The 12,750-nt window shown below is 72.8% G+C and carries 14 protein-coding genes; 6 read left to right on the top strand and 8 right to left on the bottom strand.

All coding sequences use genetic code 11. The annotated features are described in order from the left end of the window. Together IE096_RS32160 and IE096_RS14010 are read right to left on the bottom strand one after the other, a co-directional pair. On the bottom strand, positions 1-62 hold a 62-nt coding region (locus IE096_RS32160), incomplete at its 3' end, for a biotin carboxylase N-terminal domain-containing protein (protein WP_344069737.1). A gap of 294 nt (positions 63-356) precedes the next feature. Beyond that, complete coding sequence (locus tag IE096_RS14010; protein ID WP_189451743.1) at positions 357-1,112, bottom strand: IclR family transcriptional regulator; 756 nt, start codon at positions 1,110-1,112, stop codon at positions 357-359. 197 nt (positions 1,113-1,309) lie between these two features. Here IE096_RS14010 and IE096_RS14005 point away from each other — a divergent pair, with 197 nt between their 5' ends. Further along, the gene (locus IE096_RS14005) at positions 1,310-1,903 is read left to right on the top strand and encodes a hypothetical protein (protein WP_189451742.1); all 594 of its coding nucleotides are present in this window, start codon (positions 1,310-1,312) and stop codon (positions 1,901-1,903) included. A 47-nt stretch (positions 1,904-1,950) separates the two neighbouring features. Here the strand turns inward: IE096_RS14005 and IE096_RS14000 are convergent, their stop codons facing one another. From IE096_RS14000 to IE096_RS13985, 5 genes are all read right to left on the bottom strand, one after another. Beyond that, the gene (locus IE096_RS14000; RefSeq protein WP_189451741.1) at positions 1,951-2,562 is read right to left on the bottom strand and encodes a Maf family protein; all 612 of its coding nucleotides are present in this window, start codon (positions 2,560-2,562) and stop codon (positions 1,951-1,953) included. A gap of 53 nt (positions 2,563-2,615) precedes the next feature. Beyond that, the gene (locus IE096_RS13995; protein WP_189451740.1) at positions 2,616-4,067 is read right to left on the bottom strand and encodes a peptidoglycan D,D-transpeptidase FtsI family protein; all 1,452 of its coding nucleotides are present in this window, start codon (positions 4,065-4,067) and stop codon (positions 2,616-2,618) included. Between the two features lie 86 nt (positions 4,068-4,153). After that, a complete protein-coding gene (gene mmpB / locus IE096_RS31845) occupies positions 4,154-4,282 on the bottom strand; it encodes a morphogenic membrane protein MmpB (protein ID WP_268248314.1) in 129 nt (42 codons plus the stop codon). A 73-nt stretch (positions 4,283-4,355) separates the two neighbouring features. Beyond that, positions 4,356-4,562 carry an acyl-CoA carboxylase epsilon subunit gene (locus IE096_RS13990; RefSeq protein ID WP_189451739.1) on the bottom strand — a complete coding sequence of 69 codons (207 nt, stop codon included), beginning with the start codon at positions 4,560-4,562 and terminating at the stop codon, positions 4,356-4,358. 43 nt (positions 4,563-4,605) lie between these two features. Next, on the bottom strand, positions 4,606-6,204 hold the full coding sequence (locus tag IE096_RS13985; protein ID WP_189451738.1) for an acyl-CoA carboxylase subunit beta: 1,599 nt from the start codon (positions 6,202-6,204) through the stop codon (positions 4,606-4,608). Positions 6,205-6,403: 199 nt separating this feature from the next. On the opposite strand from IE096_RS13985, the gene IE096_RS13980 reads away from it, so the two are divergent. The 5 genes from IE096_RS13980 to hutH all read left to right on the top strand — a co-directional run bounded on the left by IE096_RS13980 (position 6,404) and on the right by hutH (position 12,454). Next, positions 6,404-7,270 (top strand): biotin--[acetyl-CoA-carboxylase] ligase, encoded by an 867-nt coding sequence (locus IE096_RS13980; RefSeq protein WP_189451737.1) that lies wholly within the window; start codon positions 6,404-6,406, stop codon positions 7,268-7,270. Between the two features lie 130 nt (positions 7,271-7,400). Further along, on the top strand, positions 7,401-8,564 hold the full coding sequence (locus IE096_RS13975) for an adenylate/guanylate cyclase domain-containing protein (RefSeq protein WP_189451736.1): 1,164 nt from the start codon (positions 7,401-7,403) through the stop codon (positions 8,562-8,564). A gap of 158 nt (positions 8,565-8,722) precedes the next feature. Next, complete coding sequence (locus IE096_RS13970) at positions 8,723-9,523, top strand: enoyl-CoA hydratase/isomerase family protein (protein ID WP_126915726.1); 801 nt, start codon at positions 8,723-8,725, stop codon at positions 9,521-9,523. 161 nt (positions 9,524-9,684) lie between these two features. Next, a complete protein-coding gene (locus tag IE096_RS13965; protein WP_229820172.1) occupies positions 9,685-10,794 on the top strand; it encodes a GGDEF domain-containing protein in 1,110 nt (369 codons plus the stop codon). 115 nt (positions 10,795-10,909) lie between these two features. Beyond that, positions 10,910-12,454, top strand: coding sequence for a histidine ammonia-lyase (gene hutH / locus IE096_RS13960; protein ID WP_189451734.1), 1,545 nt, complete (start codon positions 10,910-10,912; stop codon positions 12,452-12,454). A gap of 11 nt (positions 12,455-12,465) precedes the next feature. Here the strand turns inward: hutH and IE096_RS13955 are convergent, their stop codons facing one another. Continuing rightward, a complete protein-coding gene (locus tag IE096_RS13955) occupies positions 12,466-12,735 on the bottom strand; it encodes a hypothetical protein (protein ID WP_189451733.1) in 270 nt (89 codons plus the stop codon). Between the last annotated feature and the right edge of the window lie 15 nt (positions 12,736-12,750).

The raw sequence follows: 12,750 nt of genomic DNA, 5'->3' as shown, positions 1-12,750 counted from the left end.
CGGCACGCACGAGCGACACGGACAGCGATTTCGCCACGATTGGCGATAAGCACCTTGCGCACGATGGCTCCCTCCTTGAAACAAGGTGAGTTTAGGTACTGGCGACACTCTGTGCCGACCCGACTTCCGGGGTGACCTTGCCCACACGGAGCGTGAGAAGGGAGCCGTGCGTGAGCCCAAGTCCCCAGATCATCCACGGTACGCCGGGTTTCCCGGGGTGCCGTTGGCGCGACCGTGTGGCCAAGCTCTCGGATGGCGACCGGGAGTGGCGACGCCGAATCTTTGTGGAGTCCCTACGAACGGGTGACACAAAGTTTGCGTGCCGTCCCGGGCCGTAGGCACCGTTGCCGATAGATCTACCCGTCAGTAAGGCGGCTGATGTCCGACACGCCCCGCCACTTCGCCGCCTCCGCGGCGACCGCTCGCAGGGTCTCCGTCACCTGTGCGCCGCGCCGGTGGAAGTCGTCCAGCGGGAGCGCCGCCGACACGGCCGCCAGGCCCTCGGACGAGGGCACCGGCACCGCCACGCAGGCCACACCCGGCACGCACTCCTCCACCTCCACGGCCACCCCCTCGTCGCGCACCCGTCGCAACTGGACGTCCAGTCGCTCCGCCGAGGTGATGGTGCGCGGAGTGATCGCCCGCATCCCCGAGGCGGCCAGATAGCGCAGCCGGGCCGCCCGGGGGAGGGCGGCCAGCAGGACCTTGCCGTGGGCGGTGGCGTACCCGTGGGCGTCCTGGCCGGTGCCGAAGCCGCCGGTGGGGTGAGTCGTGGTCGCCCCGGCGAGCACGGCGATGTCACCGTCGCGGTACGTGCTGAAGTACGTGTCGACCCCGGCCGTGCGGTGCGCCCTCGTCAGCAGCTCCTGCACCTCGTCCCCCATCCGCATCTGCTGCTGGAAGGCCCGGTGGAGGGCGGGCACCCGGTAGCCGAGGACGTAGCCGGCGGGCGTACGGGTGAGGTGGCCGCGGTCCGTGAGGGCGCCCAGCAGCTCGTACACCGTTGACAGGCCGCAGCCCAGCCGGCGCGCGAGCGCCTTGGCGGGGACGGGGCCGGTGGCGGCGGCGACGGCGTCCAGGACGTCCAGGGCCCGGTCGACGGACTGCGGCATGGCGGGCGGGGCTCCTTCGGGGATCGGGCCGGTGGGATCAATGGAACCAGGGGAATCGGTCGTAAGAGGCCGGGGTGGTGCGGTAATTCCCGGGGGCGGGGGAGACGCGGGTGGCGAACTGCGCTGACTGTGCCGGGCATTGCCTCCGGTGGCCCAGGGGATCGTGACCGAAATACCCTGACATCGTTGATGAAGTCATGATCAAGCGCATTGCTGCCGCTGCCGTTCTGGCCGGCGCCGCACTGTCCATGTCCTCCGTCGCTGCCGCCGCCGTACCCACGCTGCCGACGCCGGTGGGGCCGCCCCCGTCGTCGAACGCGGGGCCGGTCGGTGTCACGGCCCCCTCGCCGGACGCACCGGTGAAGGGCGACCCCAAGGCGGGCCCGGGGAAGCAGGGTCCGGCCAAGAGCGCTCCCGGCAAGAAGGCCCCGGGCAAGGGCGCGCCCGCCAAGGGCGACTCCGGTAAGGGCGACCCCGGCAAGGGACAGGCGCCGAAGAAGGGGCAGGCCGTCAAGGGCCAGGCCGCCGCGCCGAAGGGGCAGGCCCCCAAGGCACAGGGCGGCAAGGGCCCCGCCGGGCCGAAGGCCCCGGCCGTCCACGGCGCCCCGGCCCCGGCGCAGGTCCAGCCCCCCAAGGGCATGCCCGCGCCGCAGGCCGCCCCCGCCATGCAGGACATGGCCCCGGACCACGACCAGAGCGTCTACCCGGGCGTGGTGAAGGGGCTCGGCAAGCTCGACCAGCTCAGCCAGCTGAAGCAGGTCGGCGCCGCGACGAGCGCGCTGCCGCTCTAGGCCCTGTCCGGCGGGTCACGCGGCGCCCCGCAGGGGCGCCGGGCCCGTCAGGTCCAGAGGTCGGTGATGCCGACGCCCAGCTCCGCGAGCAGCCGGCGGAGCAGCGGGAGCGACAGGCCGATGACATTGCCGGGGTCGCCGTCGATGCCCTCGACGAACGGTGCCGAGCGGCCGTCGAGGGTGAAGGCGCCCGCGACGTGCAGCGGCTCGCCGGAGGCCACATAGGCGGCGATCTCGGCGTCGGACGGCTCGCCGAAGCGGACCGTCGTGGAGGCCGTCGCCGAGGCGCGGCGGCCCGTGGCGGTGTCGACGACGCAGTGGCCGGTGCGCAGGACGCCGGCGCGGCCGCGCATGGACTTCCAGCGCGCGGTGGCCTCCTCGGCGTCGGCGGGCTTGCCGAGGGCCTGGCCGTCCAGCTCCAGGACGGAGTCGCAGCCGATGACGAGGGCCCCCGCCGCGGATTCCCGCTCCGCCACCGCGACCGCCTTGGCCTCGGCCAGGACGAGGGCCAGCTCGCCGGGGGTCGGGGCGTCCAGGGCGTCCTCGTCCACCCCGCTGACGATCACCTCGGGGGCGAGGCCGGCCTGGCGCAGCAGCCCGAGCCTCGCGGGGGACTGGGAGGCGAGGACAAGGCGGCGGGAGGGGGTGTGGTTGCTCATGGGGGCCAGCGTAGTTTCCCGGGGGCTCCGCCCCGGACCCCGCGCGGGCGGGGTCACTTGCCCAGCACCGCCTCCATGACCTTCTTCGCGATCGGGCCCGCGAGCTTGCCGCCCGAGATCTGGTCGTCCGGGACGCTGTCGTCCGGGTCGATCATCACCGCGACCGCCACCGGCGAGCCCTCGTCCGTCTTCGCGTACGAGATGAACCACGCCAGGTTCTTCTGGTTCGCGCCCCGCTCCGCGGTGCCCGTCTTGCCGCCGACGGTGACGCCGTCGATGAGGGCGGCCTTGCCGGTGCCCTTGGTGGCGGTGTCCTCCATCATCTGCTGGACCTTCTTGGCGATCCCGGGCGAGACGGCCTCCGACATCACCTCGGGCTTGTGCTTCTCGACCGTCTTCAGGTCCGGGTCGCGCAGCTCCTCGACCATGTAGGGCTTCATCAGCTTGCCGTCGTTGGCGATCGCGGCGGTCATCATGGCGACCTGCAGCGGGGTGGCGGTCAGGCTGCCCTGGCCGATGCCCGCCATGGCGGTCTGGGACTTGTTGATGTTCTTGGGGAAGGTGCTGGCGCTCGCCCGCACCGGAGTGAAGGGCTCCTGGTTGAAGCCGAACTTCTCCGCCATCGCGCGCATCTTGTCCTGCCCCAGGTCGGAGCTCGCCTTGCCGTAGACGGTGTTGCAGGAGTTCTGCATGGCCACGTTGAGGGAGGCGTTCTTGCAGGGTGCCAGGGGGTTCTGGTTGGGCAGCCTGGTCACCGTGCCGGGCATGGTCCAGGGGTCGGGGGAGTCCGTGGCGGCGTTGATGTCCGAGTAGAGGCCGTTCTCCAGGGCCGCGGCCGCCGTCACGATCTTGAAGGTGGAGCCGGGCGGGTACGTCTCGCGCAGCGCCCGGTTGTTCATCGGCTTGTCCGGGTCCTTCTGGAGCGCGTCCCAGGCGGCCTTGTCCTTCTTGCCGTTCCCGGCGATGGTCGACGGGTCGTACGAGGGCGTGGAGGCCAGCGCGAGGATCTTGCCCGTCCGGGGGTCGAGGGCGACGACGGCGCCCTTGCGGTCACCCAGGCCCTCGTACGCGGCCTTCTGCGCCTTGGGGTCGATGGTGGTGACGACGTCGCCGCCGCGCGCCTTCTTGCCGGTGAACATGTCGGCGGTGCGCTGGAAGAACAGCCGGTCGTCCGTGCCGCTGAGCAGCTTGTTGTTGACGCCCTCCAGGTAGCTGCTGCCGTAGCCCTGGGAGAAGAAGCCCGTGACGGGGGCGTACATCTTCCCGTCGGTGAAGGTCCGCTTGTACTTCAGGTCGCCGCCGGTCTCCACCGACCCGGTGACGGGCCGGCCGCCGACGATGATGTCGCCGCGTGGCTGGGAGAAGCTCGCGATCGCGACGCGCCGGTTCTTCTCGTGGTTCGACAGCTCGTCGCCGCGGACGAACTGCACCCAGGTCGCCCTGACCAGCAGGGCGAGCACCAGTATTCCGGTGAATACCGCTATGTGACGGACGGGCTTGTTCATATGGGGCAGGACGTGAAACGGGTGAATCCAGTTCCAGAACGGACAAACCTATGAGGATTCTGTGACACAGCGTGACCATCACGAGGTCAGTGCACGCCCAGCACCAGGAAGAGCAGCACCATCCCCACCGCCAGCACGATCCCGGCCCGCCGGAGCATGAGCTGCGCCTCGCGCAGCTCCTCGGGCGGTTCGTCGGACGGGTCGGACCAGAGCATGACCTCCATGGTCCGCCCGCGAGGCGTGTGGCGCCTGAGTACGCGTACTCAGGCCGCCACGACGCCGAGGGGCTCAGGAAGGCCAGTAGCTGGTGCGCCAGGCCAGCGGGCCCGGGTGGGGGACGCGCCGGCCCGCCGCCAGCCGGGCCGGATTGGACCACTCCGAGCGGGCCGGGGCGTCCTGCGCGGCGGTGGCGCCCACCGCCGCGCGGGCCCGTACCACCGCCAGGGCGGCGGCCAGCTCCTCGGGTGTGGGGTTGCCCCGAACGACCTTGATCACGTCGGCGTCCCTTTCGCTGCGTTCCCTGCGTTCCCTGCGTTCGCTACAGCGGGATGTTCCCGTGCTTCTTCGGCGGCAGCGCCTCGCGCTTGTCGCGCAGGGCGCGCAGCCCCCGCACGATGTGGCGGCGGGTCTCCGACGGCATGACCACCGCGTCGACGTAGCCGCGCTCGGCCGCCACATAGGGGTTGAGCAGCGTGTCCTCGTACTCCGCGAGCAACTCGGCGCGCAGCGCCTCCTGCTCCTCCGGCGTGGCGGCCGCGGCCAGCGAACGGCGGTGGAGGATGTTGACCGCGCCCTGGGCGCCCATCACCGCGATCTGCGCCGTGGGCCACGTCAGGTTGAGGTCGGCGCCCAGGTGCTTGGAGCCCATGACGTCGTACGCGCCGCCGAACGCCTTGCGGGTGATCACGGTGATCAGCGGCACCGTGGCCTCCGCGTACGCGTAGATCAGCTTGGCGCCGCGCCGGATGATGCCGTTGTACTCCTGGTCCGTGCCCGGCAGGAAGCCCGGCACGTCCACGAACGTCAGCACCGGGACGTTGAACGCGTCGCAGGTGCGCACGAACCGCGCCGCCTTCTCGCTCGCGGCGATGTCCAGACAGCCCGCGAACTGCATCGGCTGGTTGGCGACGACGCCCACCGGGCGGCCCTCGACCCGGCCGAAGCCCGTGATGATGTTCGGCGCGAACAGCGCCTGCGTCTCCAGGAACTCGCCCTCGTCCAGCACGTGCTCGATCACGGTGTGTATGTCGTAGGGCTGGTTCGCCGAGTCGGGGATCAGGACGTCCAGCTCGCGGTCGGCGTCAGAGACCTCCAGATCGGCCTCCTCAGGGAAGGCCGGCGGCTCGGAGAGGTTGTTCGACGGCAGGTACGACAGCAGCGCCTTGACGTACTCGATGGCGTCCTTCTCGTCGCCCGCCATGTGGTGCGCCACGCCCGACGTGGTGTTGTGCGTCCGCGCGCCGCCCAGCTCCTCGAAGCCCACGTCCTCGCCGGTGACCGTCTTGATGACGTCCGGGCCGGTGATGAACATGTGCGAGGTCTGATCCACCATCACCGTGAAGTCCGTGATGGCGGGCGAGTACACCGCGCCGCCCGCGCACGGGCCGACGACCAGCGAGATCTGCGGAATGACGCCGGAGGCGTGGGTGTTGCGGCGGAAGATCTCGCCGTACATGCCCAGGGACGCCACGCCCTCCTGGATGCGGGCGCCGCCCGAGTCGTTGATGCCGATGACCGGGCACCCCGACTTCAGGGCGAAGTCCATCACCTTGACGATCTTCTGGCCGAACACCTCGCCGAGCGCGCCGCCGAACACCGTGAAGTCCTGCGAGAAGACCGCCACCGGACGGCCGTCCACCGTGCCGTAGCCGGTCACCACGCCGTCCCCGTACGGACGGGTGGCGTCCATGCCGAAGTTCGTCGAACGGTGCCGCGCGAACTCGTCGAGCTCCACGAACGAGCCCTCGTCCAGCAGCAGATCGACCCGCTCGCGCGCCGTCAGCTTGCCCTTGGCGTGCTGCTTCTCCACCGCCCGCGCGGAGCCGGCGTGCGTCGCCTCCTCGATCCGGCGCTGGAGGTCCGCGAGCTTGCCCGCGGTCGTGTGGATGTCGAATTCGTCGGCTACTGGCTCGGACACGGGATGCGGCTCCTGCTCGTCCGGAGGGGTGGGAAGGCGGACATGGCGGTGCCCCCCGACGGGCCCGCCCTGGCTACCGGTTCGTAGCGTATCCGCGCGCATGCGCTGCGGCAGTGCGTCTTTGGCCACACCTTCGGCGGCACCGGCGCCGGTCGGTGCCGTCCGGTTCGTCGGGCTCTCGCCTCCTATGGTGGCTCTTATGACGCCCTCCGACGCCTCCGGAAACCCCCGGTCCGAAAACCCCTGGTCCGATTTGGACCGCCCGCCGCTCAACGCCGGTGCCCTGCGCCGGGCGCTGCTCCGCCCCGGCGGGCTGTGGACCTCCCTCGACGTGGTCCCGCGCACCGGCTCCACCAACACCGACCTCGTCGCCGCCGGCGGTCCCGAGGGCGCGGTACTCGTCGCCGAGGAGCAGTCCGCCGGGCGCGGGCGCCTGGACCGCACCTGGTCCGCGCCCCCGCGCTCCGGGCTCTTCTTCTCCGTCCGCCTCACCCCCGGCCCCGGTGTGCCCGCCGAGCGCTGGGGCTGGCTCCCGCTGCTCGCCGGGGTCGCCACCGCCACCGCCCTCTCCCGCGCCGCCGGCGTCGACACCGCCCTGAAGTGGCCGAACGACCTCCTCGTCACCGTCGACGGGGAGGAGCGCAAGACCGGCGGCATCCTCGCCGAGCGCTCCGGCGACGCCGTCGTCGTGGGCATCGGGCTGAACGTCACGCTCCGCGCCGACGAGCTCCCCGTCCCGCAGGCGGGCTCCCTCGCCCTCGCCGGCGCCGAGGTCACCGACCGCGACCCGCTGCTGCGGGCCGTGCTGCGCAACCTCGCCGACCTCTACGAGGCGTGGCGCGTGGCGGGCGGCGACCCGGCCGCCTGCCGGCTCCAGGAGATGTACACCGCCGGGTGCGCCACCCTCGGCCGGACCGTCCGCGCCGAACTGCCCGGCGGGCGCGAGCTGGTCGGCGAGGCCGTGGCCGTCGACGGCGACGGACGGCTGGTGCTGGCGACGGCCGAGGGGGTGCGGCAACCGGTGGGAGCGGGCGACATCGTCCATTTGCGGGCGGCCGGATCGTAAACGTCGTAAAGAGTGACCGCCGCGCCGTCGGGAGAGTGAGCTACGGCACACCTGACGTATCGTTGTGCCTGGAACCTAAGCGAGCAGTGATCGGCAGGGCAGTGCGCACGGATCGGACAGGGGGCGGGCGGTGACCGCCGACGATGGGGGAACCACCCGAGCCGGCAGGGCCACGGGGGACGACGGTACGGGCGGCGGCGACCACGGTGTTCGCCACGCCGGTCACCCCGGCGTCGGGGGGAGCATCGGCGAGGAGGACATCGGCGAGGAGGGCGACCCTCTCGCGCTCCGGCTTGAGTCGCTGATCCTCGGCGCCGAGCGCCGCTACACCCCCTTCCAGGCCGCCCGCGCGGCCGGGGTCTCCATGGACCTGGCCGCCCGCTTCTGGCGTGCCATGGGCTTCGCCGACATCGGCCAGGCCAAGGCGCTCACCGAGGCGGACGTGCTGGCGCTGCGGCGCCTCGCCGGCCTCGTCGAGGCGGGTCTGCTCAGCGAGCCCATGGCCGTCCAGGTCGCCCGGTCCACGGGCCAGACCACGGCCCGGCTGGCCGACTGGCAGATCGACTCCTTCCTGGAGGGGCTGACCGAGCCTCAGGAGGGCCTGAGCCGGGCCGAGATCACCTATCCGCTGGTCGAGCTGCTGCTGCCCGAGCTGGAGGAGTTCCTGATCTACGTCTGGCGGCGGCAGCTCGCCGCCGCCACCGGTCGCGTCGTCCAGGCGGCCGACGACGCGGAGATGGTCGACAGGCGGCTGGCCGTCGGCTTCGCCGACCTCGTGGGCTTCACCCGGCTGACGCGGCGGCTGGAGGAGGAGGAGCTCGGCGAGCTCGTCGAGGCCTTCGAGACGACCGCGGCGGATCTGGTCGCGGCCCACGGCGGGCGCCTGATCAAGACGCTCGGTGACGAGGTGCTGTACGCGGCGGACGACGCCGGTACGGCGGCGGAGATCGGGCTGCGGCTCATCGAGACCCTCACGAACGACGAGACCATGCCCGAGCTGCGGGTCGGCATCGCGTTCGGGACGGTCACGACGCGGATGGGCGACGTCTTCGGCACCACCGTCAACCTCGCCAGCCGGCTCACCTCGATAGCGCCGAAGGACGCCGTCCTCGTCGACGGCGCCCTGGCGGAGGAGCTCACGCGCAACGGGGACGCGCCCAAGTCGGAGGCGGAGGTCGCGGCGGCGGGCGAGCGGGGCGAGTACCGGTTCGCGCTCCAGCCGATGTGGCAGCGGCCGGTGCGTGGCCTCGGCGTCGTCGAGCCGTGGCTGCTCACGCGGCGGGAGAACGGCTGAGCGGCCGCCGCGTCGGTGGCGCCGGGTTTGCCGCCGCGTCGTCGTGGCACCGGTGCGATCTTGGGTATGGCCCCCGGAGCCGTCGGGAGGCATGATCGGTGCCGTCCGTACGTCCGTACGCCGTCAGTCCGTACACGGAGACCCGGGAGGGCACCAGCGTGAGCGAGCGCCGCATCGGAGAGTGGATCGCGATCCGGACGCACGAGAACGGTCACGTCGCCGAACTCGTCCTGGACCGCCCCAAGGCCATGAACGCCGTCTCCACGGAGATGGGCCGGCTCATCGGGCAGGCGACCGCCGAGCTCGCCGCCGACCGCGACGTCCGGGTCGTCGTCCTCACCTCCACGCACGAACGCGCCTTCTGCGTCGGCGCCGACCTCAAGGAGCGCAACTCCTTCACCGACGCCGACCTCGTCCGCCAGCGCCCGCACGCCCGGGCCTGCTACACCGGCGTGCTGGAGCTGCCCGTTCCCACCATCGCCGCCGTGCACGGCTTCGCCCTGGGCGGCGGGTACGAGCTCGCGCTGTCCTGCGACGTGATCGTGGCCGACCGGACGGCCGTGGTGGGGCTGCCCGAGGTGTCCGTGGGCGTGATCCCCGGCGGTGGCGGCACCCAGCTGCTGCCGCGCCGCGTCGGGGCCGCCCGCGCCGCCGAGCTGATCTTCAGCGCCCGGCGGGTGGAGGCCGCCGAGGCCCGGGAGTTGGGCATGGTGGACCTGCTCGTCGACGAGGGCCGCGACCGGGACGAGGCGTTGGCGCTGGCCGCCCGGATCGCCGGCAACTCCCCGGTCGGGCTGCGGGCCGCGAAGCGGGCCCTGCGGCTGGGGCACGGGCTGGACCTGCGGGCCGGGCTGGAGGTCGAGGACGCGGCCTGGCGGTCGGTGGCCTTCTCCGGCGACCGGGCCGAGGGCGTGGCGGCGTTCAACGAGAAGCGGAAGCCGGACTGGCCCGGGGAGTAGGGCATAAGCGCTTATGAGTTCTCTTGCGCGGAATGCGCCCGACGTTCTTACGCTGGAGTACGGGTCGGGAGGCCCTTGCGGTCACGGAATGTGAGGCTCGGGTGGCTGGTGACGGGGAGTGCGACGCCCGGCTGCGCGCTGTCGTGGAGCTCGCGCAGGCGATGGCCGCCGCGCCCACCCCGCTCGAGAGCGTCGAGGCCGCGGCGGAGGGCGCGCGCCGCGCGCTGGACGGGACGTTCGCCGCGATCTCGGTGTGGGAGCGGGAGCGCGGCCGGCTGCGGGTGCTGGTGAACGTGGGCGAGCTCGCGGAGGGGGAGGAGCGGTTCCCCGGGGACGAGTCGTATCCCGTGGACGTCTTTCCCGAGATCACGGAGTTCCTGCACGGCATGGGGGCACCTCCCAGCGGTAGCTGGGGGAGGGTGGGCGGGCAGCCGCACGCCTGGGTGGAGACGGCTCGGGGGGACGAGGAAGCAAGGGTCGCCGCGCTGCGGCGGCGCGGTCGCGGTTGCTGTGTCGTCGCGCCGATCGTGCTGCACGGGCGGGCGTGGGGCGAGCTGTACGTCGCGCGCTCGGTGCGGGCGCCGCTCTTCGGGCCCGGCGACGCGGACTTCGCGACGGTGCTGGCGGCGGTGGCGGCGTCCGGCATCGCGCAGACCGAGCGGCTGGAGGAGGTCCGGCGGCTGGCGTTCACCGACCCGCTGACGGGTCTGGCCAACCGGCGGGCGGTCGACGCCCGGCTGGACGAGGCGGTGGAACGGCACCTGGGGGAAGGCGCTGTCGTCAGTCTGCTGGTGTGCGATCTCAACGGGCTGAAGAAGGTCAACGACACGTTGGGGCACGCGGTCGGGGACCGGTTGCTGGAGCGGTTCGGCTCGGTGCTGTCGCTGTGCGGGGCGAAGCTGCCGGGGGCGCTGGCGGCGCGGCTGGGGGGCGACGAGTTCTGTCTGCTGTCGGTGGGGCCGACGGCGGACGAGGTGGTGCGGGTCGCGGACGAACTGTGCCGGCGGGCGGGGGCGTTGGAGCTGGGGGAGGGGGTGGCCTGCGGGGTCGCCTCCACGGGGGATCCGATCGGGACGGTGCGTTCGGCGCGCCGGCTGTTCCGGCTGGCGGACGCGGCGCAGTACCGGGCGAAGGCGGCACGGTCGGCGGGGCCGGTGGTGGCGGGGCGGGACGGGGGGCGTGCGGATCCGGTGGTGCGGATGGCCGACCGGCCGCCGTCGCCGCTGTCGGCGGAGCGGCGCCGGTTCCGGGGCCGGGGGCGTTCCGGGTGATCGGGCGGGTTTCGCCCACCGGCGGGGAGCCGGCATGGATCGTCACCGCACGGCGTTACACGAGTACAAAGTCGACTAGTGACAGGTAGCGATTCAGTCTCTAGGGTGCCTGAATATGGATATGCACTCTGTGGTGGTGGGAACGTCCGGCACGACCGCGGAAGACGTGATCGCCGTCGCCCGCGACGGCGCCCGCGTGGTCGTGTCGGAAGAGGCCCTCGCCGCCGTCGCCGCCGCGCGGCAGGTGATCGACGATCTGGCCGCCAAGCCGGACCCGGTGTACGGCGTCTCGACCGGCTTCGGCGCCCTCGCCGTCCGGCACATCAGCCCCGACCTGCGGGTCCAGCTCCAGCGCAACATCGTCCGCTCGCACGCCGCCGGCATGGGCCCGCGCGTCGAGCGCGAGGTCGTGCGGGCGCTGATGTTCCTGCGCCTGAAGACGCTCGCCTCCGGGCACACGGGCGTACGCCCGCTGGTCGTCGAGACCATGGCCGCCATCCTCAACGCGGGTATCACCCCCGTGGTGCACGAGTACGGCTCGCTCGGCTGCTCCGGCGACCTCGCGCCGCTCTCGCACTGCGCGCTCACGCTGATGGGCGAGGGCGACGCCGAGGGGCCCGACGGCGTGGTGCGCCCGGCCGCGGAGCTGCTCGCCGAGCACCGCATCGAGCCCGTGGAGCTGCGGGAGAAGGAAGGGCTCGCGCTGCTCAACGGCACGGACGGCATGCTCGGCATGCTCGTCATGGCCTGCGCGGACCTGGCCCGTCTGATCACCTCGGCCGACATCACCGCCGCGCTGTCCCTGGAGGCGCTGCTCGGCTCGGAGAAGGTCCTGGCCCCCGAGCTCCACACCATCCGCCCCCACCCGGGGCAGGGTGCGAGCGCCGCGAACATGGCGGCGGTGCTGGCCGGTTCCGGGCTCACCGGGCACCACCAGGACGACGCGCCGCGCGTCCAGGACGCGTACTCGATCCGGTGCGCCCCGCAGGTGGCCGGCGCGGGCCGGGACACCCTGGCGCACGCCCGGCTGGTGGCGGACCGCGAGCTGGCCGCCGCGGTCGACAACCCCGTGGTGCTGAGGGACGGCCGCGTGGAGTCGAACGGCAATTTCCATGGTGCGCCGGTGGCTTACGTCCTTGATTTCCTTGCGATCGCGGCCGCCGACCTTGCTTCCATCGCCGAGCGGCGGACCGACCGGCTGCTGGACAAGAACCGTTCGCACGGCCTGCCGGCCTTCCTGGCCGGGGACGCCGGGGTGGACTCGGGGCTGATGATCGCCCAGTACACCCAGGCCGCGCTGGTCAGCGAGATGAAGCGGCTGGCGGTCCCGGCGTCGGTGGACTCGATCCCGTCCTCCGCGATGCAGGAGGACCACGTCTCCATGGGCTGGTCGGCGGCGCGCAAGCTGCGCACCGCCGTGGCGGCGCTCGGCCGGGTCGTCGCCGTGGAGCTCGTCGCCGCGACGCGGGCGATCGAGCTGCGGGAGGGCATGGAGCCGTCCCCGGCCTCGCGGGCGGTGCTGAAGGCCGTGCGCGCGGCGGGCGTGGAGGGCCCCGGCGGGGACCGTTTCCTGGCGCCGGACCTGGCGGCGGCCGAGGAGTTCGTCCGGTCCGGGGAGCTCGTCGCGGCCGTGGAGCCGGTGACGGGCCCGCTGGCCTGACGGCCGGTCGGTCAGCGAGCGGCGCCGCGCGACCTGCGCGCGGCGCCCGTGACCAGCGCGCCGCCCGCGGCGACGAACGCTATGCCACCGAAGACATACGGAGTGGTGTCCACACCCCCGCTGGCCGCCAGCTCCTGGGCGGCCGGGGCCGCTGCCGCCGCCAGGGCGTCCTGCTGCTTCTCGGGACGCTCGGGCGTAGCGTGGGCAGTGGGGACGAACCACAGCGCGCACAGCACCGTGCCGGCGGCGACGGCGGTCAGCAGCGGGCGACGTGTGGTCACGGGATGAAACCCCCT

It is taken from the genome of Streptomyces abikoensis (genome assembly GCF_014648775.1).
Classification (GTDB): Bacteria; Actinomycetota; Actinomycetes; order Streptomycetales; family Streptomycetaceae; genus Streptomyces; species Streptomyces abikoensis.
The sequence above is the reverse complement of the archived record's forward strand: the minus strand, read 5'-3'. Positions and strand labels throughout refer to the sequence as shown.

What these genes read in the sequence shown, in the direction of transcription:
- mmpB (WP_268248314.1), bottom strand. Translation starts at nt 4,282, where the DNA reads ATGCTCTGGTCCGACCCGTCCGACGAACCGCCCGAGGAGCTGCGCGAG.
- IE096_RS14010 (WP_189451743.1), bottom strand. Translation starts at nt 1,112, where the DNA reads ATGCCGCAGTCCGTCGACCGGGCCCTGGACGTCCTGGACGCCGTCGCC.
- IE096_RS14000 (WP_189451741.1), bottom strand. Translation starts at nt 2,562, where the DNA reads ATGAGCAACCACACCCCCTCCCGCCGCCTTGTCCTCGCCTCCCAGTCC.
- IE096_RS13965 (WP_229820172.1), top strand. Translation starts at nt 9,685, where the DNA reads ATGGCCGCCGCGCCCACCCCGCTCGAGAGCGTCGAGGCCGCGGCGGAG.
- IE096_RS13995 (WP_189451740.1), bottom strand. Translation starts at nt 4,067, where the DNA reads ATGAACAAGCCCGTCCGTCACATAGCGGTATTCACCGGAATACTGGTG.
- IE096_RS13980 (WP_189451737.1), top strand. Translation starts at nt 6,404, where the DNA reads ATGACGCCCTCCGACGCCTCCGGAAACCCCCGGTCCGAAAACCCCTGG.
- IE096_RS14005 (WP_189451742.1), top strand. Translation starts at nt 1,310, where the DNA reads ATGATCAAGCGCATTGCTGCCGCTGCCGTTCTGGCCGGCGCCGCACTG.
- hutH (WP_189451734.1), top strand. Translation starts at nt 10,910, where the DNA reads ATGGATATGCACTCTGTGGTGGTGGGAACGTCCGGCACGACCGCGGAA.